The 20,982-nt window shown below is 64.9% G+C and carries 8 protein-coding genes; 5 read left to right on the top strand and 3 right to left on the bottom strand.

Features of this window, described 5'->3' with window-relative positions; genetic code table 11:
• The first annotated feature begins 26 nt into the window (after positions 1 to 26).
• From Pka01_RS15575 to Pka01_RS15590, 4 genes are all read left to right on the top strand, one after another.
• A complete protein-coding gene (locus Pka01_RS15575; protein WP_203883470.1) occupies positions 27 to 1,988 on the top strand; it encodes a hypothetical protein in 1,962 nt (653 codons plus the stop codon).
• 299 nt (positions 1,989 to 2,287) lie between these two features.
• The gene (locus tag Pka01_RS15580) at positions 2,288 to 5,170 is read left to right on the top strand and encodes a DEAD/DEAH box helicase (RefSeq protein WP_203883471.1); all 2,883 of its coding nucleotides are present in this window, start codon (positions 2,288 to 2,290) and stop codon (positions 5,168 to 5,170) included.
• A gap of 46 nt (positions 5,171 to 5,216) precedes the next feature.
• Positions 5,217 to 9,032, top strand: a complete 3,816-nt coding sequence (locus Pka01_RS15585) for a GTPase (RefSeq protein ID WP_203883472.1) — start codon at positions 5,217 to 5,219, stop codon at positions 9,030 to 9,032.
• 2 nt (positions 9,033 to 9,034) lie between these two features.
• Entirely contained in the window at positions 9,035 to 10,648 is a 1,614-nt protein-coding gene (locus Pka01_RS15590; protein WP_203883473.1) for a GTPase domain-containing protein, read from the top strand.
• A gap of 376 nt (positions 10,649 to 11,024) precedes the next feature.
• Here Pka01_RS15590 and Pka01_RS15595 read toward each other — a convergent pair whose 3' ends face one another.
• The 3 genes from Pka01_RS15595 to Pka01_RS15605 all read right to left on the bottom strand — a co-directional run bounded on the left by Pka01_RS15595 (position 11,025) and on the right by Pka01_RS15605 (position 17,352).
• Positions 11,025 to 12,209, bottom strand: coding sequence for an McrC family protein (locus tag Pka01_RS15595; protein ID WP_203883474.1), 1,185 nt, complete (start codon positions 12,207 to 12,209; stop codon positions 11,025 to 11,027).
• Positions 12,206 to 14,386, bottom strand: coding sequence for an McrB family protein (locus Pka01_RS15600; protein WP_203883475.1), 2,181 nt, complete (start codon positions 14,384 to 14,386; stop codon positions 12,206 to 12,208). Before Pka01_RS15600 ends, Pka01_RS15595 begins: the two co-directional genes overlap by 4 nt.
• Before the next feature lie 305 nt (positions 14,387 to 14,691).
• Positions 14,692 to 17,352, bottom strand: a complete 2,661-nt coding sequence (locus Pka01_RS15605) for a DEAD/DEAH box helicase (protein WP_203883476.1) — start codon at positions 17,350 to 17,352, stop codon at positions 14,692 to 14,694.
• A 158-nt stretch (positions 17,353 to 17,510) separates the two neighbouring features.
• On the opposite strand from Pka01_RS15605, the gene Pka01_RS15610 reads away from it, so the two are divergent.
• Positions 17,511 to 20,939 (top strand): helicase-related protein, encoded by a 3,429-nt coding sequence (locus Pka01_RS15610; RefSeq protein ID WP_203883477.1) that lies wholly within the window; start codon positions 17,511 to 17,513, stop codon positions 20,937 to 20,939.
• Positions 20,940 to 20,982: the final 43 nt, after the last annotated feature.

Below are 20,982 nucleotides of genomic sequence, written 5' to 3' on the forward strand. Positions count from 1 at the left end.
GCCTTCCCCCGAACTCTGGAGCAGCCATGCCCTCGAATGTGACGCGGCTTTATCAAGCCGTCCTGCGCGACCAGGCGGCGCCGATCTCGATCCGGCTGCGCCGCACCTTTTCAGAATGGCTGGTGGGAAAAGGATTCCCGCCCGCTGACGCCGGACGCGCGATAGTGGAGCACGAGAAAGACGGGGCCCGGCTCTGCATGGAGCGGCGTGGCGACTCCGGACGGTACACACTGGACGAACCCTGCGAAAGCGGACTGGTTCGCACCAGGGTCACCTACACCGAGTCGGTTCCGGGCATGACCGGCTGGGTCGTGATCACTGTCGACCAGCATGGGGATCGCGATCCCCTGACTGCGAATGCCCCAGGGTTCGTACCAAGCTATCTGCGGACCGCAAGGATCACCGATGGTGGCGTGCACCTGGAGGACAGCCCCGTCGTCGTCGACGAGGACGATGTCCAGCGGTTCGTCCACACGCTGGCCGAGCACCGAAGGCGGGTGCCGGTCGTCGTCGTCTCCATCGACGCGCAGGACGTCGGCGCCTCCCGTTCACGTGCGGATTACCTGGCCACCGAGGTAGCCGGCGCCGGCGTGGTGGCACGGCTGGGCGACCTGCGTTCGCAGGATCGGTTCAACCAGGCCATGGGCGCAGACCTCGGTGTCTTCGGCGGAGGCATCCGTACGTACTTGGCACCCTTCGACCCTGCGGAAGAACGCTATCCGTACCGCCACCGGCCGATGGCTGGATCGATGATCCGCAACCAGGGCAATCATGCCCTCGACCTCGCGATCGACGGTCTCATCGGTGAGACCGCGCGGCGTAAACTGCCCGACGATGTGCAGAAGACCCTGCGCGTCGTCAACCGCGTGCTGGCCGGCCGGGCTGAGCAGCGCGAGATCGCGGAGGCCGTCGCGGCCCGCCCAGCCGTCGGCAATCCGGGCCTTGAAGAGCTGCGCCGCCGGATGATGGCCAAGACCGTACGGTCCACGCCGCCCGTCGTCATCGACGAAGAATCCACGCCACAGTCGCAGCCTGAGCAGCCGGAAGTCGCAGAGCCGGAGACGGCACCTGTTGAGTTGGCGGGGCTCGCCCAGAACGTGGCCGACATCGTGGTCAAGGAACTGCGTGGAGAACTGGAGGCGGCACTGTCGCTCGCCATCAGCTCCACCTCCTCCGATGCCTCGGGCAAGGAGTCAGGAGAACTACTGCGCCAGATCCGCACGCTCGGTGCCCACGTCGCCGGCCTGCGTGACCTTGTGACGGAACGGCGCGGCAACGATGAGCTACTGGTCGAGGCCGAGGACGAGAGCGACCGGCTCGCCGCCGAGATGGACAGCCTTCGCGGGGAGCACAGTCTGCTCCTGGAGGAGTACGCGGAGGCCGTCACCAGTGTGCGGAGACTGACCGAGCAGGTCCGCCGTCTGGAACGTAAGCTCGCCGAGGCGGGCCAACCGGTATACGGCGTGGCCTTGGATGATGACCTCTTCGAGCCGACCAACCTGATGGACACCTTGATCGAAGCGCGTGAGCGGTTGCCCCATGTCGTCATCGGCGACACCGACAGCGCGGCGACTCGGCTGGATCTCAACCATCCCGCGCTCTGCCGCACCTGGGCCGCCAAGGCGTGGGACGCGCTGCGAGCGCTCAACGACTTCGCCAGAGCCAGATCCTCCGGCCAGTTCGCCGGTGGTTTCTACGACTGGTGCACTGCCGGCTGCTCCGGTCGGCTCACCATCCCGACCGGAATGCTCTCGATGCGCGAGTCTCAATCCGTGGCCAACCGGCCCAAGTACAGCGACCCACGGAGGTTCGCCGTCCCCACCGAAGTAGATCCGAGCGGCAAGCTGCTTATGGAGGCGCACGTCAAGCTCCGGCCTGTGGGTTATCCGGCGCCTCGGATGTACTTCCACGACGACTCAGGCGGCGTCACCGGCAAAATCTGGGTCGGTTATCTCGGCGACCACCTTCCCAACACCCGAACCAACTGATCGCGTCAAATCCGCGACCCCGCTGCCCCAGGTCCGTAGCAGAGCCGTACGTGCGACGCGATCGAACGGGTCCCACGGTGCTGGCACACGGCCTCGTCGTTTCACCATCTTCCATCTCATGCCATCGACCAGATGCACAGCTTGTGGAAGATCACATACCGGTTGCAGTTTTAGACCGGTCCATTCCCCCTCGAATCGGCTGTTACTAGCATCACCACAACCGTGAGTGATCGACAAAGGAAAGCGATGCTCGCCTGCATTGCCGTTTGCCCATCCCATTCCCGTGATCGGAGTCGCTGATGGCTGCCGGTCGGGAGCGCAAGCTGATCACGGTCGTTCAAGAAGCGTTGTCCGCCGGTCCGGTGCCGCGGGATGCCCTGCTCACAGCAGTGCACGACGCCGGTCTGCGGCGGATCGACGCCGGTGTGCTCTGGGAGACCTGCGTCACCCACGGAATCGCTGATCTTCACGACGAACTGTGGGTCCCCCGAGGATGGGCCGCGCCCACCTCTAGTGGAGTCGCCGTGCAATCTCCCTCGCAGTCGACGCCCGTAAGAACGGTAGCGGAACGTTCCATCCACGAGCAGGCGGTTGCTCAGGTCAGGCGGCTGGCGGCGGAAGTGGGCCTTCCTGCGGTGGAGCCGATGCCACCTGTGGGCCCCGTACCCGCTCACTGGGCGGAGGTGGCGGCCAGCGCGTCCCGTGCTTTTCATGACGAGCTCCAAGCGGTCACGAAGAGCCGGACACAGACCGACGTGCCGCTGTCTGACGGAACCGAAGCCGGCAGGGCGCACAGTCGGCGGAAGCTAATGCGGTTCGAGGCGCAGGGCGATTTGGGCGTCCCGGAAGGCACACCGGCCACCCTCGTCATCAAGGATGCGCAATTCGCCGTCGAAGTGATCTCCGTCTTCGGCAACGTCGTCACCCTCTCGATGCCTACGGATGCCCCAGCGGTACGTGAGGCCGCCCTGCGTCTCGACCTGTCCTGGCTGCTCACCGCGCAAAGCCGGCGGCTGAACGAGCTCACTCACGGCGGACCCGGCTTCAACGCCGAGGCAGCCCTCGCCGTCGTGACACCTCCGAGAGCCGGCGCGTCTCCGGCGCGAAGGAGACTGGCCTACGCCGATTTCAAAACGCTCAACGAGGGTCAGCGCAACGCCGTCGAGCTCGCACTCGCGCCGGAAATCACCTGGTTGTGGGGGCCTCCGGGAACGGGTAAGACGACAACGGTTTCCGCGCTTGTGGCGAAGCTGTTCAAGCGCGGAAGGCGCGTTCTCCTCGCCGCCCCGACGAACGCGGCGCTGGACGTCGTGGTGCAGGCGGTATTGAAGCGCCTGCCGGATGTCGCCGGGGGCCGGGTGGTCCGCCTCGGGCAGCCTGCGGACCCGTCGCTGGTCGACCGCGCCGTCGGCCGGGTTCTCGTGGACGAGATCGCCGCCGAGCGTGGCGCCCCCCTTGCGCAGCACCGCGTGGAGGTGGGTGGGCGTCTCCGCGATTGCCGCAGAGGACTTGCCGCCCTGCGGCGCCGCAAGGACCGGCTCACACCTGATCAAGAAGCGACGCGACTCAAGCTGGAGACGGAGATCGCCGAACTCCAGGCCGTGATGCGCGAACTGGACAGCAAACTGCTGGAGGTGCGACGTCAGGTATGCCGAGAGGCCACCGTCGTGGCGGCCACCGCCCATCAGGTCGTCCTCGACACGCTCAAGCACATCACTTTCGACGTAGTCGTACTCGACGAGGCAAGCATGACGAGCGCCGCGCTGGCCATGCTCGTGGCCGGAATGGGGAGCGGGCACACTGTCATCGCGGGGGACTTCCGCCAGTTGCCCCCCATCGCGGTCGCCGACACCCCACGCGCCCACGAGTGGTTGAAGCGCAGCGTCTTCGAGAAGGCGGGCATCGATACTGCTGTGGCAGAGGGACATCCGCCTGTCCGCCTGGCCGCCCTGACCGAGCAGTACCGCATGCGCCAGCGCATCGGAGACATCGTCAGCACCGCCTTCTACCCCGAAAGCCCACTCGTCACGGCGTCGGCTGTAGGAATCAGAGCGACAAGGAGCCGGGCTCCATGGGCGACCAGCCAGCTCATGGTCGTGGACACGTCGGACATGCGGGCACGGACAGCGCGTAAGCAAGGCATCTTCTCGCGTTACAACCTGATGCACGCTCAACTGGTCGCCGCGCTGGTCCGCAGTGCGACGAACAACGCCCACGACGTCGCCTTGATCAGTCCGTTCGCCCCTCAGGCCCGCCTGCTCGAGTCTCTACTGCCCGAATCGCGTTCGGAGGAGTGGGCCGCCTCCACCGTTCACCGGTTCCAGGGAGGCGAACGCGACATCGTCGTCTACGACGCGGTCGACACCGGCCACGGCATCACGCGACTGCATCCGTGGTTCACCGACGGCGCCAGCGGAAGTGAAGGTGCACGACTACTCAACGTCGCGGCGAGCCGCGCCCGTGACCATCTGGTCGTGGTCGGCACCTTCGACGCGCTCCACCGCCATCGCTCCTCGGGCAACGCGGTGTCGACATTCATTGCGCACCTGCTTGATCGCGCAGAACGTCTGTCGTGGGACGAAGCCATCGCCCTTTCTTCCGGCGCCACCCAGCACGTGGAAAACGGAATCGTTGAGCGGTTGTACGACGACATCGCCAGAGCGGAAACGGTTGAGATGTGGCTGCCCGCAGCACCGCTGAGGGGTCTGCCCTCTCTTGTGCCGGCGTTGCGACACCTTCCTAACGACGACACCGACAAAGAAGCGGTGACCATCTGGGTCGAACCGGAGTCCGACGGCCACCTACCCGTTGCAGCCCTCCAGGCTCTGAGGGAAGGAATCAATATCCGCCCGTGCCAGCCCATCCTGGAATCCCTCGCCGTGATCGACGATGTCGTTTGGTCCTCGTCCGCATCGCTTCTCGGGCCGATGCCGGGAGTGGTGCTCCGCACCGAAGACCGGGTGTTCGCCGACGCGGTACGTCGCGCACAACGACGCCGTCCCGGGGCGGCGCCGGGCAGCGGGCAAGCAGGCGACGACTGCGGACGTTGCCAGCGAACGTTGATCCGCTACGAGGATCAACGTTGGGGACAACCAGAACTCCGATACGAATGCGCCGCCTGTGATCGCTTGAGCAGGAGAAGCAAAGGCAAGTCCTCGCCAAAAGGGAGTGACACGAAATGAAGGGTCTGACGTTTCGCCGCATGACCGTTGGCGGTGCGTTCGCGCCGTGACCGGTCTGCCAGCGGAAAGTGATGACGAGTTGACGACAGAGGTGGTGTCGCTCGAGGAGGCCGTTCGATTGGCCGTCGAGCAGGGACACGCGGAGCTGACGCGCCTGGATGACATCACGGACGACCTGGTCGGCGCATTTGCGCAAGGGCATCGCGTCGCGCCGTCCTCGTCTGGCTTGGTCACCCGACTGGACGACTTCACTCGTGGGTTTCCGGGGGAACTGCGACGTCACCTCGATCGTGAGCGCGAGTCGCTCGGGTCGTTCAACATCGCGTTCTTCGGACGCACCGGCGTCGGAAAGAGCACCCTGCTGTCGGCGTTCGGCCGGCTCGACGGGGCGTATGTCTCACCGGGTGAAAGCGATTGGACCACCGAGGTGCGTCCCATCGAGTGGCGGGATTGCCGGCTGTTCGACACACCCGGGATTAACGGCTGGGGACGGACCGAGAGCCGCGACGATCTCGAGGCCAAGGCCCGCGAGGCAGTCGAGATCGCCGACATCGTGCTTCTGTGCTTCGACAACCAGTTTCAGCAGGAGATGGAGTTCGAGAAGATCGCCGCCTGGATCCGCGACCACGGAAAGCCGGTGGTGGCTGTCCTCAACGTCCGCAACCCGCACTGGCACCACCCCGCGAAAGTTCCCGAGGCTCGCCGCAGGAATCTGTCCGAACCGGTTCGCCAGCACACCGACAACATTCGGACCCAGCTCGTACAGATTGGGTTGCCCGACACACCGGTCGTCGCGATCCACAGCCAACGGGCCTTGTTCGCGCGCGCCACGACCCCCTTCCACGGCCCAGACCCAGTCCAGAAGGCCTTCCACCAACAACGGGAGGAGTTCGGTAAGGACTACCTCGATCGCTGGTCGAACTTCGGGACGCTAGAGCGCCTGATAGCCACCTCAATCGCGGAAGGCGGCGCCGATCTCCGGTTGACCGCGCTGCGCGAGGACATCCGATCACGGTGCCGCCGAGGGGTCGGCGAACTCGAAGACCTGGCGGTCGAGATCGAGCAGGAAGCGGAATCCCTCGAACGCGAGGTCGAGTCGCTGTTCGCCGTGTTGGGCTATCCGGAAGACGCCGAACGTTCCGTGTGGCTGCACGATGCAGCTCTCAGCGCGGATCTGGTCGACGTGTCCGAGCACGCGCGGGGCCGCCCGTACACGTCGCCGGTCAAAGGGGCATTGGACCGCTTCGTCCGGCACCTCGCTGCCTCGCACCTTGCGGGATGCCGCCGACAGGCGAAGGCCAACGCGGATGATCTGATCCGGAAGGCATTCGACGAGCACACAGCGATCGACGAGTCGAAGTTCACGGAGGTTGTGTTCGATCAAGGTGCCATTTCCGCTGCGGCGGAAGCCGTTTGGGCCGATCGCCGGGCGTTCCTGCAGCGTGAGCTCGAAGTCGCGGTGGACCATAAGTCCATCGACAACGGGCAGGCGGTATCGCACGCCGCGACGATCCTCGGCGACGAGGGTGGCGGTGTGGCGGGTGATGTCGTCCGGGGGGCGGGCATCGCGGTGGGTGCGAGCGCCCTTGCGGTACCTGCGCTGGCCCTCGTCTGGAATCCCGTAGGTTGGGTACTCGGCGCAGCTGCCGTGGGCGTCGGGATCGCAGGACAGCTCCAGCAGCATCTCGGCAAGAAGATGAGCCAGCAAGCGTCGGAGCGAGCACGAGAAGCGAAGGCTCAGGCGATTGCAGACGTCCATCGCGCTGTGGATCAGACGTTCGTCGATTACGAGGATGCCCTCGTCCGCGACAGCAGGGAAGCGGCGTGGACGTTGTTGTCTCCTGCGGTCGGCGAGTCGCTCCGCGCTGCGATCGAGCTTCGTATGGCGCGCAGCCGGATCGTGCGGTTGATCGATAGCCTGCAGACCTACGCCGGTTCGATCAAGCCCGCACCCGCTGTGACCGACGTCCTGCTGCGGGCGCAGCGTCGGATGGGGGAAACCCCGGCCGAGGTGACCCGGGCATTGTTGGGCGAGGACTGGCTCGAGTCTGGCGTCGACCCGCAGCCGGCGCAGATCGACCATGCCGTCCACGAGGCGTACTCGAGTCGCCGGGAGGAGGACCGCAGCCGGCTGACGCGCGTTATAGCTGCGGCGTGGAGCGCACCGTCGACGGCGAACATCCACTCGTGGCGAGACGAACTCGAGGACGCGGCCCGACGCGACCCGGCACTGTTCGATATTGTACGAACCTTCTGGCGCGTCGACGGGGCAAGACCAGCTCTTGCCGTTCTCGGTGACTACAACTCGGGAAAGTCGTCGTTGATCCGTCGGATCATGGTGGACAGCGGCCGGCAACCGCACGCAGCGTTCGACATCCGGGCGTTGCCCGCGACTGCAGCCGCGGACCGCTACCAGCTCCCCCGGTTGGATCTCGTGGACACACCGGGCTTGCAGAGTGGACACGGCGAGCACGACACCGCCGCGCTCGAGGCGATCGCCGAGGCTGCTCTCGTGTTCGTCGTCGTCCACATTAATCTGCTGGTCGGCAACACCTCGATACTGGAAGAGCTCTCGCGCGGCTCGGAGATGATTGCCGCAAAAGGCGGGCGGATGGTGTTCCTCGTCAATCGGTGCGACGAACTGGGCGTGGATCCGCTGACTGCACCCGAGGCATTTCTCAACCTGCAGAACCGCAAACGCGAGGAACTGCGTGCGGCCTTCGCCGCTCGTTCCATCGAAGTCGAGATCGACAGGATCCACTGCTTGTCCGGCGATCCGTTCGGCCTGGTGGGTGGCGATGCAACGGCAGAACCCGGTGATTTCGACGAGAATCGGCTGTGGGACGGCGTGACCGCATTGACGAGCGCCATATCAAGTCTCTCCGACGAGCAGTTGTCCGCTGCGGCGTCGTCGGCCGCCTTCGATGCGGCGGTCACCGACCTCAAGCGTCACCAGCACACACTTCACCAGGTGCAGGTCGACGGCACGGAAGACCTGCGTCGCTCGGAACCGGTGATCGCTACCCTCCGGGCTGCAGTTAACGACGCCGTGGTCCTCGAAGATTCACTGCGAGAGGACGCCCGCCGTATGGTGGACCGCCACGTGGTAGCGACGAAGTCCGCAGTCGCGAAACTCGATCGGAAGGACAGCCAGAAGCTGGAGAACCTCGTCGACTCCTGGTGGAAGGCTCCGCAGTTCGAAGCTGATCTCGAACGGTACCTTGCCGACGCGGCACGCAAACTGGACGAGTGGCACAGCGACCACATATCGGCAATCGGACGTGAGATGCGCGCTGCTGAGTTCCAAATGACACCCGAGTTCGCGGCAGAATTCAAGGCCCAGGGAAACGCCTGGCACGAGGATCTGACCGAGGGTGCCGGCAACGTCGCAGGAGCCGCAGCGCGGCTGGCGAAAGTCCTCGGAAATCGGGACGCCGTCTACGCGATCGGCAAGCAGTTAGGCCACAAGTTCAAGCCCTGGGGTGCGGTGAAGGGCGGCGCCAACGTTGCCAAGCTCGGGGTCGTCCTCGGGGCCGTTGCCGCCGCCGTGGATGTCGCAGCGATGGCCAATGACATCCGAAAGGCTGGGGAACACGAGCACCAGCAGGAGTTGGCGTCGCAGAAGATCGACGAAGCGGCTGCGGGGATCGTCGAACAGATCATGCACGGTGAGCAGGGAGAAGGTCCCGTCGGATATCTCGAACAGCGGACCAAGGAGCTCGAAATATTGCTCGACGAGCACCTCGATTTCGAATCGTCGATCAGGCAACGGATGGACTCGGCGGAAGCGCGGGCCAAGGTGGTTGGGGCCTTGATCGCGGCCGCGGACGAATTGATCGGCACACCAGTGAGGAACGAGTAACAGTGGTCGACATCGATGCAGTGCGGGACTGGCTGGGGCGACTTCCAGGCGGATCGTTGGTCGGGCAGTATGTCGACGATTGGGACGTGTTCGAGAAACTGGACAGACCGGTCGTGACCCTCTTCGGGTCCTACGACACCGGCAAGAGTTCCCTGCTCCGCCGGTTGCTCGTCGATTCGGACGGCGATGTTCCCGGCTGGCTCACGATCAGCGCACGTCACGAAACCTTCGAGGTCAACGATGTCGAGGTCGGCGGGTGCATCATCCGCGATACTCCCGGATTCGCGGTCGGTGCGTCCGACATTCGTGCACAGAACAATTCGCGCCGAGCGATGGCGGCGGTCGGACTCACGGACGTCGGCATCGCGGTACTGACTCCGCAGTTGGCGACCGCCGAACGTGACGTGCTTCAGAAGCTGTTCACGCAGGGATGGCCGGTGGGGACGATGTGGTTCGTCATCTCGCGGTTCGACGAGGCGGGTGTGGACCCAGAGTACGACCTCGCGGAGTACCGGGACCTGAGTGATCGCAAGGTTCGCGAGTTGCGGGAACTGTTCGAATTGGACGACAGGACACCGGTATTCGTTGTCTCGCAGGACCCGTTCCAGACGGCAGGGCCGGACACAGATCTCAGCCGAGAGACCTGGGATGACTTCCGTGGCTGGGACGGCATGAAGGACCTTGCGGATGCTTTCGAGGCGGTGTCCCCGTCGGCACTGCCCGGATGGCGACATACGGCCGGGCAACGGTACTGGACAGCGGTCCTGGACGAAACCGTGACCGAACTGCGGAGGCAACTGTCGGACTACACGGCACGTGCCGAAGTAGCTGCCAGTGGCGTCGCTCGCCGCGACGTATGGGAGAGCGAACTCGACACTCTCGATCGGGCCGCCCACGCGAGCCTTGACGGTCTCGTCGAGGAGGTGATGCGGCGGTCGTGGGAGCCGAGTTCCGGCGCCGATGAACTTCAGGCCCAGATTCAGCGCACGCTCGACGAGTGGTTCACCAAGCACGAGGTCCGCCTCCAACGGCTGCGGCAGTCGATCCGCAAGACCAAGGAGCGAGAGCGCGCCCGACCCTCCTGGGCCGGCTTTGCTTCGCTGGTCACGACACTCGGGTCCGGGGAGGAAGCCTCCACGACCCCGGCAGGGCCCGGCGGTGCCGCAGAACACGTCGAGACGGTCGGGACCATGTTGATCGGTATGTTGAAGGCCGCGAACAACGCACCCGGGTCAATCGCCGGCAGGAAGGCCAAGTCGGCGAAGGCAGCTGGGAACCTGGGACGGCACATCGGCATCGCCGAAGCCGCGCTTCCCCTCGCCGTCTACCTGGCGAAAGTCATCGACGAGCAGGGAGCGGATCGCGCGCGCCTGAATCAGGACAAGGGGGCGGCCGAGAATCGACAACAGGTCGTCACTGAGTGCACGCAGCGCGCTCGCGACGCCTGGCAGCCGTTCGTCGACGATGTGCGTGAAGCGATCGTCGCGGAGACGAGAGACCAGGTCGACCTCGACGCGAGCCTGCGCCAACTCGTCGAGCAGCTGCAAGAAGCTGTGGCGGAAGGCGAGGGTCTCTTTCGAGCGGGTACCGTGCCGCTGCTCGAGACAGAGGCGTAAGCGAGTGGGCCACTGTGGCCTCTCACGCGAAGAAGCCGGTGCGGGCCGTCTGGCCCTGCTGCCGACCACATCCCGCGACCTCTCCGGGACCGGCAGCACTCGCCGACAGCCGCGTATAGCGCCTGCCTATCGAAGGTGATCCCCATCTCGCGATGAGGGGCATGCGCGGGATGATCTTGCAAACGGAGTAAGCGGTTCGCCCAGCTCACAGCACGAATGTCAGCCGTACGGCCACCGCACTCGTACTGCGGGACTGAACCATCGAGGCTCGCGCGGCGGGCCAGCAGGCTGCAACGGCATCGTCGTAACTTCCTGATGACTCGAGGCCTCGACCTGGATGATGCAGCCCACGACGTCTTAGAGAGGCGCGCTCACACTAATCAAGGATCTTGCCGGCGATGCGTGCGGTTGTCTGGCGTAGAGCTGTCGGCGTCTGATTCAGATCAAGTACATGGGCCCAAATCAAAATGTCCGAGTAGGTAACGCGGTAGGGCATGGGCAATGCGGTGCCCGCGGCGTACACCAGGTGGCCCTCGCGGATCCCGAGAGCAGTGCAATAGGAGATGAGCTGGAACAGGTGGCTGGTTGGCGGCGCGCTCTCGAGCGTTCGGTATTTCGCGTCGATCACCACGGCAGGCCGCCCGTTACGGTAAGCAAGGATGTCTGGCTGAAATAGCACTTGCCCGGCCTGGTCGAGGCGATGTCCCTGCTGGGCGGCGCAGCGGAGGCCGTGCGGCCGTAAAACGTCGGTGAGCTGGGCTGTGAGGAAACGCTCAAAGATCTGGGCCATGTTGATGACGAACCCATCGATCTGCATGGATACCGGCCCGTTCTGCTGAAGCGAAGCCCCAGTCAGGATCAGCTCGGCCAGATGGAGCGCCGGGATGTATCGCTCATTCAACCGAGTGGATCGCCACGCGGGCAGCGGAGCACCAGGGCGGACCGAGGTAATGTCTACCAGCCGGGCAGAGAGGTGGCGCAGGAGCAAGGCGGTGTTCTTACTGACGCCGCGCAGGGATTGGACCAGCTCGATCGCGCCGAGGAGGATCTGGTTCTCAGGAATGTCAGCAATGTAGTCGTCGTAGGCGACCTCGATCGCGGTAGGAACTCCAAGGCGGCGGCTGAGCTGGGCACCGGCTCGTATCCGGCCGCGTACAACAGTGAGAGCGTCTTCGCGATGGACATAGCCGTGCAAGACGCCACCTCGAAGTACTCGATCCAAGATCCGCGCGAAGATATCGGCGATTACAGCGACCAGCACATCAGCTTTGGCAGCATTAACCTGCTGATCCTTCCAGATAGTCGGATCCTTGTCGTATCCGAGCAGGTACATCAGGTGCCGCACGGTGAGCTTTGGGTTGATCCGCAGCTCAACTGCCCCGTCGCCGACGCCGAGCCGTACCGTGCCCACACGCTGACGACCGGCGATGCGCCACAGCCCGGAGCTTGTCGGGGTGAGCGTGACCAGCTTCGGTACCGTGGCCAGCGTTGCCACTTGAGCGGGTGTGAGCGGGCGTGAATCAGCAGCTGAGGCCTCGGTGAGCTCGAGGTACAGGGTCATGGCAGTTCGCGCTGAATGGCAGAGAGCAGGACCGTAAGCCCGTACTCCTGCTCAACGCTGTCCACTTTGCCGTAGAGCTGATCCTCAAGCAGCGGAAGGATCTCGGTGATCCAGATGCGCTCCAAGCCACGTCTCGTGCCGGCGTCAGGCGTCATCAGATAGGAAGGTCCCACAGCGCGATCGGGATCATTCAGACGCCGGTTCACCTCATCGAGCAGCAACGCCGGGATGTCAGGCAGCTTCTCGCGGGTGAGCCAACGACGGAGCAGGCCGTCAACGGGTGCTCGGTCCGGGGCAAGGCAACGGAACGCGAAGCGACGACGCATGGCCGCATCAACCAGAGCCACGGACCTGTCGACAGTGTTCATCGTGCCGATGATGAAGACATTCTTAGGGAGCTTGAACGGCTCGTCTGGCGAGTACTGCAGGGTGATCTCGTGGTTGCGGTATTCGAGGAGGAAGTACAGCTCGCCGAACACCTTCGCCAGGTTGGCCCGGTTGATCTCGTCGATCACCAGGACGAAGGGTTTGTCGGGCTCCTGCACCGCGGCCTCGACGGCTTTCAAGAGTGGTCCATCGACCAGATCGAAGCCAATTGTGCCGCCATCACCCTGCCGGGGGCGGAATCCCTGAATGAAGTCCTCGTACCCGTAGGACGGGTGAAACTGGACCAGGCTTGTCCGATCTGGGCCCGCCAGCGCCTCACTGAGCCGGGTCGCGAGGAAGGTCTTACCGGTGCCAGGTGGGCCGTACAGGATTAGCTGCCGTTTGGATGCAAGCAGGTCTGCCGTCTCCTGGAACCAGGTGAGCGGGATCAATAGCCTGTCGGCTAGCTCTTGGGTCACTTGGGGAATCACAAGCGTGCGGGTCTCATCTTGAACCAGCACTGCATCGGTGACCTCATCGCCCAGCCCGGCGTCGGTAGCCAGCTCCGCCATCACCGTAGTGAGCTCGGCGATTGTCATTGCGGTCTTCAGCTTGGCCTGCGTCTCTTCCGGCAGGTTCTTTCGGCTCAGCGGCTGAGGGTTCCACTCCACTGCACGGCGGCGTGCCAGGTGCCGGCCGGCGGAGTCATCGTAATAGGCGTCACCTGCGATGGTTCCGACATAGACGGCGTCACCATCGACCGTCGCCACTAGGTCGCCGAGCTGGAAGTAGCTCAGGAAGCGCCAAAGCTGACCTGCTGCAGCATCCTTGGCTCCTTGTTTGGCGTCCGGGAGTGCTGCGTCCACCACACCCTTAATCTCCTGGCGGGACGCTCCGCCCGGAATCTCACCGAGATCCTTGAAGGAGATGGAGCAGTAACCTCCTCCGAGCCACAGGGATATCGCATTGGTGCCGTCGACGTTCGCACCCCGGACCAGCCAGCCCTTCTGCGATCTGGGTGGTGCCGGCGGTTGCCAGCGTGACAGCCACGGCTCGTCATAGAAGCTGAACGCGCCGGTTTCTTGCTCAATCTGGCAGCGAATGCCGTAAATATCGCGATCTATATCGTCGGACGGCTTGGCGATGCGGTCGACGAACGCGTCGCGGATCAGCTTCTTGTTGCGTTCGACCGAGACAGGGACGAACACATCGGGAAAGATCAAAAAGATCAGTACGTGGTATTGGGCTCGCGCCCGGAACTTCCCATCATGGTCAGCCAGTACCGACTCAGCCAGCTTGCGGAACGTCCATGGGTCTCTCAGCGCATCTTCGCGTTCGCCCTGAGGGAGCGTCACCAGCAGGCCCGTCAATCGGATAAGGAACGCGAATTGCGCCCAGCGATAGTTCAGGAACGCTTGGCCGCCCTTCATGTATCCAGGTGATGCGGCCGCGGCTAGGTCCTCTGGCACCGTCACAGCGCGTGATGCCCAGGACAGCACGGTGTTGATGATCTCGAACTTCCGCTCTACACCGACAGTGGCAGGACTTAGAGGCATCACGTTGAGGTACAGCAACTCCGCGGCCAGCACGATCGCCTCATCGGAGCCAGTTGCTATCTGGCGCTCAAGCTTGACCATGAACTCGTCGGACGAACCGTCCCAGTTCTCAACGAAGCGATGGAAGAGCTCCGTAGCCGCCGCGGGAGACCAGATGTTCAGACCCGGAGCGAACGATGACTGACCGCTCAGAAGTCCTTGGTTGAAGACCTTCTGAGCGGCCCGGCACACGACCTCGCGCTGCTCCCGATCCATGAAGCCCCCTCCTGTAATGGATGTCTCTCAGTCATTACCTGCGGATGCGCCGGGCGTTACACGACGGACCGTTGACAGTCAGGAGATCGTGGTGATTGAACCGCTTCAAGGCGTCAGGTGGCTCCTGTGATCGGGGCTCGTGCGGGTGCGCGGAAGACCTGTCGGTCGTGCCATTCGATGGCGAGAGTTCCACGCCGTCGAGCCCGGCTTGCTCCCTCCGAGGCCGAACCACTGATCTCAGATGTTAGCCAAACCGGATCAAGCCCACTGAGCACCGCTCCACGCCAGCCGGGCGCACGCAAAGGTCAAGTCTCGACAGAGGCACGCTCGGCAAGGCGTCGGCGCTCAGCGGCCACGACCTCTCGAGCGAGATCAGCCTCGGACAGGTCCACCGCCTCGGGAGTGGAGTCAGCCATGTCACTAACACGGGCGAAATCGTTAAACAGCTGCTTCTTCCCGGCTAGCAACTCGATGATCCGTTGATCGACACTGTCCTCGGACAGCAATCGGTGGACCTGCACTGACTGCACCTGACCCATGCGGTGTGCGCGGGCAATGGCTTGGGCCTCGGTGGTGGGCTTGAGCTGAGGTTCACAGATGACGACGACGGAGGCGGACTGGATGTTGAGCCCGACGCCGCCGGCCATGATCTGGGAAACAAGCACGGCGCCGTGCTTGGCCGACGAGAACTGGTCCACAATCTGCTGACGTTTACTCGCTGGCACCGACCCCGTCAGGGGCCCGAATACCTGCCCCGGCAGCGACCGAACAACCAGGCTCAGCACGTCTCTGAAGTAAGAGAACACGATGACCCGCCGCTCGTTCTCCCGCGCCTCGCGGACGATCTCGATCAGCCGTTGCCCTTTCTCGGACTTGGATCCCTGGAGCATGGCCGCCTGGCGCATCTCCATGAAGTTGCCACGCTCAACTGCGGCCCGGTAGTGGGCAGTGTCGGCTGAGGACATGGGCAGCCATTCCTCAATCTCGATCAGCTCTGGGAGTTCAGTTAGCACGTCTTCCTGGTTCCGGCGGAGGTACGCCGGCGCGATCTGCCGCCGAAAGGTCCTCGGGGAGAGTTCCGTGGCATCAACGGCGAGGTCGGAGCGCACGTAGGACGCCAGATTGCGGAACTCGTCGACCTTGTTCTCCAGCGGCGTGCCGGTGAGGAGGATCGCACGCTCTGAGCGCGCGATGAGTTGGTTGGTCCTGATGGTTCGCCGTGCCTGCGGATTCTTGATGTAGTGGGCTTCGTCGACCACGATGCACGCCAGGTCACGGAGTTCCTTTAGGGCTGGCTCCCACCACGCCAGGGTCTCGTACGTCGTGACGGCGACCCCGCCATCGCGCACCCATGTGCGGGCTGCGCGGTCGCGATCCGGTCCGTGGACCCGGTGCGCTCGGAGCTTCGACTTGCTACTCACCTCGCGGACCCAGTTGGTCACCACTGCGGCCGGACACACCACCAGGAAGTGGGCCTCACCCCGACTGCGCAGATGGGCGAGGACGGCAATGGCCTCGACGGTCTTGCCGAGGCCCATCTCGTCCCCAATGATGACCTTTCGCTGCACGAGGGCGAAGCGGGCCGCGAAGCTCTGGTAGCCGCGCAGCGACGCCGTCAGATGTTCACCGCTGAGCGCCTGGTCACGCACCGCCTTGATGATCTCCTCTGGGAGATCCCCGTGCACCTTGTTCTCGTCCTCAGTGATAAAACCGAGCTCGGAGAGCATGGCGAAGTAGTCGGCGGGTCGGGCGAGAAAGTCATCCCACGGATCCGCGCCAACGCTATTCGGCCCGGACGCGAACGACCCGCCGAGCAGCTCAGCTCGCCGTTTGACGATTTGGATGCTTTCCAGGAACCCTGCAGCTGCGAGCATCCTGGTCGGAATCACGAGAAGGTGACTCGTCTCGTCCCTGACAGCTGTCCGCAAAGGTGCCAGCTCGGCTGCACGCTCAAGGTCGCCTGACGCGCCCCGGGTCTGACGGGACGCATCCCAGTCGGCGAGGCAGCGCAGGAGGTGGGTGGTCTCCGGAAGCCGGCTATTGATATCAATGCGGACCGGCATCTCGTCGTACGTCGTCTGCCATAGCGTCTGGGCGGCTCCGAGCATGCGCCACGCCGAGGTCTCCCCCACGCCTGGAAGCATCTGTAGTGACCAGCGCTGGTTCAGCACCTCCTGCACCGTGCGGATGCCCGCCTGGGAGAGTGCACCCACTCGGAGGCGGTCGCGAGTGGCCGTCTTCAACGCCTCCACAGGCATCTCCCGCAGGATGCGCTGGACCTCCGCGCGTCGCACCTTCTCGCCTGCGTCGCGCGCAGCCGAGCGGTACAAGGCTTCGCTTGCAACGACCTTGTCGATGACAGCCAGCGCCTCGGACAGGCCCTCGACGACCGTCCGGTCCACGACCTCGGGCTCCGAGCCGGTCCGCCGGGAGACGAGGTCGAAAAGAAGGTCCGGATCGAGCAGCGCCTCAAACCCAAGGCGTGCCGGATCGACGGGCGCAGTAACAACGCCGAGCTGCTCCAGACGTCTGGGTCCACCACCCCCGATGATCGCCGCATGCTGATGGCGCAGGAATTCACCCGCGGCGTCCGCCGACTGCTTCTTCGCCGATCCGGCGAAGAAGCGACGCAGACTGAGCGAAGGACCGACGTCGGCGATGGCACGCGGTACATCCTCGATGAGCAGCCGCAGCAACGCATGATCGTCGGCCGTCGTCGCCGGGAGGGTAGCGCGCTCCCACAGGTATCTGACGACGTCTGCATCGCGCATCTCGAGTGGAATCACGCGCCAAGCGGCCTGGCCCGCCCGGGTGATATCCACGCTGCGTGAGCGCAGATCTCGCTCACTGCTGCTGGCGGCGTCCTGGACAGCACGGTGCCAACCCTGCACGTAGGCGGCTTGTTGACCCCACTGCGTGAAGTCCGCCACGAGGCGACGAACCTGTTCGCGCTCTGTCTTGTTCATGCCTCGCTACGGGGGATCGATGGGTTAGCGTAGGAGATGGTAAAGCACCCGCCCGCGACAGGGAATGGGATCTCCAAGTACGCAGCCAGACCGATGCCTTGCTTGTCAGTAATGTCTGTGCTCGTCGATAAGGTCCGCAGGCAGGCTGGAGGTAGCGGGTGAGGCTTGAGGATCTCTCGTCGGGTGTCCGAGTAGCCGGCGTGGTGTCCGGCGAGACGGTCTCGGTGATCGCCGCACAGTGGCACGGCTCCGACGCTCTGGAGCTGACCTACAAGACCTTCGACGGGGGACTGCGCCAGCAGGTGCTCTTCCGGGCCGATGAGATCAAGCTGAGTCTCTCCGACGCGGGCAGCCGGCCGTTCGACGCCGATGCCGAGGGATTCCGGCTGGTCGCCGAGGCGCAGCGGATCTCCTTAGCCGGACTATTCGACCCGATGCTGGCAGTGGCCACCAGCGACGTGCAGCCGTTGCCCCACCAGATCCGGGCTGTGTACGGCGAGATGCTCGACCGCACACCGCTGCGTTTCCTCCTGGCCGACGACCCGGGTGCAGGCAAGACGATCATGGCTGGCCTGTACATCAAGGAGCTCCTGCTCCGCGACGACGTGAAGCGCTGCCTGATCGTGGCCCCCGGCGGACTGGTCGACCAGTGGCAGGACGAGCTCTTCTTCAAGTTCGGCCTGCGCTTCGACATCCTTGCCCCGGCCATGGTCGACGCCGCGTTCGGGACGAACGTGTTCGAGCAGTACCCGCTGCTCATCGCACGGATGGACCAACTCGCGCGCAACGAGGACCTGGCTGCCCAGCTCGACGACGCCGCATTCGACCTGGTCATCGTGGACGAGGCCCACCGGATGGGGGCACACTACTTCGGCGGCAAGCTGAACAAGACCCGACGCTTTCAGCTCGGCGAGAGCCTGCGCGACCGCACCCGCCACCTGCTGCTAATGACGGCCACCCCGCACGCGGGCAAGGAGGAGGACTTCCAGCTCTTCCTCACCCTGCTCGAGCGCGACGGCTTCGAGGGCAAGTTCAAGGCCGGCGTACACCACGCGGACAGCACCGGGCTAATGCGACGCATGGTCAAGGAGGACCTGCTCACCTTCGAAGGCAAGCCCCTCTTCCCTGAACGCATCGCCCAGACCGTGCCCTACGAGCTCACCGAAGACGAGCAGGACCTCTACGAGCGCGTCACCGAGTACGTGCGCGAAGGGATGAACCGGGCCGCACGGCTGGACGACAAACGCCGCAACACCGTGGGCTTTGCGCTCACGGTGCTCCAGCGACGCCTGGCCTCCAGCCCCGAGGCGATCTACCAGTCCCTGGTCCGACGCGCCGAACGACTCAAGCGCCGCCGCGACGACCTGATCCACGGCCGCGGTGTCGCCGACGAGCCCGCCCCGATCGACCCGGCGGACTGGGACGACGAGGAGCACAGCGCCGAAGAGGTCGAGCAGGTCGAGGAGGAACTGCTGGACGCGGCCACCGCGGCCCGCACCATCGAGGAGCTCAACACCGAGCTGGCCGACCTCGACCAGCTCATCCACGTCGCCCGCCGGGTCCGCAACCTCGACACCGACCGCAAGTGGGTCGAACTGCGCAAGATCCTGGAGGACAACGACCTCATCCACCCAGGCGCAGAGAAGCCACGCAAGCTGATCATCTTCACCGAGCACCGCGACACCCTCGACTACCTGGCCCGCAAGATCCGCTCGATCTTCGGCAAGCCCGACACGGTGCAGGCCATCCACGGCGGTGTCCGGCGTGCCGACCGACGTGCCATCACCGAGGAGTTCACCAAGAACCCGGCCTGCCAGGTGCTCCTGGCCACAGACGCAGCCGGCGAGGGGCTCAACCTCCAGGCCGCCCACCTGATGGTCAACTACGACCTTCCGTGGAACCCCAACCGCATCGAGCAGCGCTTCGGCCGCGTCCACCGCATCGGCCAGACCGAGGTGTGCCGCCTGTGGAACCTCGTAGCCGCCAACACCCGCGAGGGCGAAGTGTTCACTCGACTGCTGCAGAAGGTCGAGGAGCAGCGCAAGGCCTACGGCGGCAAGGTCTTCGACGTCCTGGGATCGGCCTTCGACGAAACGCCGCTGCGCGAGCTGCTGATCAAGGCCATCCAGTACGGCGACCTCCCCGAGACCCGGGCCAAGATGGAACAGGTCATCGACGACTCGGTCGCCCACGGTCTCAAGGAGCTCCTCGAGGAACGCGCACTCAGCCACGACGCCATGTCGGACGCCGACCTGGCACAGATGCAGCGGCTCATGGAGGAGGCCCGCGCCCGCCGACTCCAGCCGCACTACATCGAGTGGGCCTTCCGCCTCGCCTTCCAGCGCCTCGGTGGCCGGCTCACGAGACGTGAGCGCGGCCGCTACGAAATCACCCACGTTCCCGCGGCCGTCCGCGCTGTCACCAAGCACGGCCCCATCGCCACCCGATACGAGCGAGTCGCGTTCGAGCTCGAGCGCATCGACGTCGACGACAAGCCGCGTGCCGACCTGCTCGCCCCCGGGCATCCGCTCCACGACGCCGTCGCCGAGCTCACCATCACCCAACTCCGCCCCACCCTCGAGCGCGGCACCGTCCTGGTCTCCCCGGAGATCGAGGAGCCGAACCTGTTGGTCGGTGTCGTGGAGGAGGTTGTCGACGGCACCGGGGAGTCGATCGCCCGACGGTTCGGCTACGCCTACGTCGACGCCTCCGGCCAGGTCACGCCCGCCGGCCCTGCACCGTACCTCGACTGCGTGGCTGCCCCGAACACCCCCGCCGTGGCTACAGCCGCAAAACAGGCCTGGCTTGGTGAGGCCGAGTCCAAAGCCCGAACATGGATCATCGGCCACCAGCTCAAGGAGTACCTCGCCGAGGTCTCACCTCGCCGACTCGCGGAAGTGGAACGGACTCGAACGCGGGTCGACCAGCGGCTAGCCCACGAGTCGAACCGGCTCATCGGCGAGGCAATCGCAGCTCAGGAAAAGGAGCAGACCGGCACCAAGCCGAAGGAGAGCTTCGACAGCCTCATGCGCAAGGCACAGGACCTCCAGGTCCGCCGGGAGACCCGTCTTGCGCTGCTGGAACATCAGGCCCAACTGGCCACCAAGCCGCCCCGCATAATGACCGCCGCCCTCGTGCTGCCGCTGGCCATGGTCGAGACCGAGATCGCAGCGGACGCCCCCATCCAGGCCAAGGAGACCAAGGCCGTCGAGCGGCGCGGCGTCGAGCTGATACTCGCCACCGAGCGCGCGCTCGGCCGGGAGCCGCAGAAGCAGGCGTTCAACAACCCCGGCTACGACGTCCTGTCCATCCCCGCCAACGGCGGCCCCTCGATCCGCATCAAGGTCAAGGCACGCATCGAGGGAACCGAAGACTTCTACGTCACCCACAACGAGATCATCACCGGCAAAAACGCCGTCCCCCACTACCGACTCGCCCTGGTCACCGTCAGCAAGGCCGACCCCGAGCGCGACCAGGTACGGTACGTCGCCGACCCTTTCGCCAGCGTCGACTTCGGCGACCTCTCTGCGGCTGGCATCCGCGCCAGCTGGTCGAATACCTGGACCGCAGGCACCCCGCCATTCTGATCCACTGGCTCTCCCCTCGGGGCGTGGAGCCCGAACCAGGAAG

It is taken from the genome of Planotetraspora kaengkrachanensis, assembly GCF_016862895.1.
GTDB lineage: Bacteria > Actinomycetota > Actinomycetes > Streptosporangiales > Streptosporangiaceae > Planotetraspora > Planotetraspora kaengkrachanensis.

Excerpts from the sequence above, each read along its gene's own strand:
- Pka01_RS15595 (WP_203883474.1), bottom strand. The coding sequence starts at position 12,209 with ATGACCCTGTACCTCGAGCTCACCGAGGCCTCAGCTGCTGATTCACGC.
- Pka01_RS15600 (WP_203883475.1), bottom strand. The coding sequence starts at position 14,386 with ATGGATCGGGAGCAGCGCGAGGTCGTGTGCCGGGCCGCTCAGAAGGTC.
- Pka01_RS15605 (WP_203883476.1), bottom strand. The coding sequence starts at position 17,352 with ATGAACAAGACAGAGCGCGAACAGGTTCGTCGCCTCGTGGCGGACTTC.
- Pka01_RS15575 (WP_203883470.1), top strand. The coding sequence starts at position 27 with ATGCCCTCGAATGTGACGCGGCTTTATCAAGCCGTCCTGCGCGACCAG.
- Pka01_RS15580 (WP_203883471.1), top strand. The coding sequence starts at position 2,288 with ATGGCTGCCGGTCGGGAGCGCAAGCTGATCACGGTCGTTCAAGAAGCG.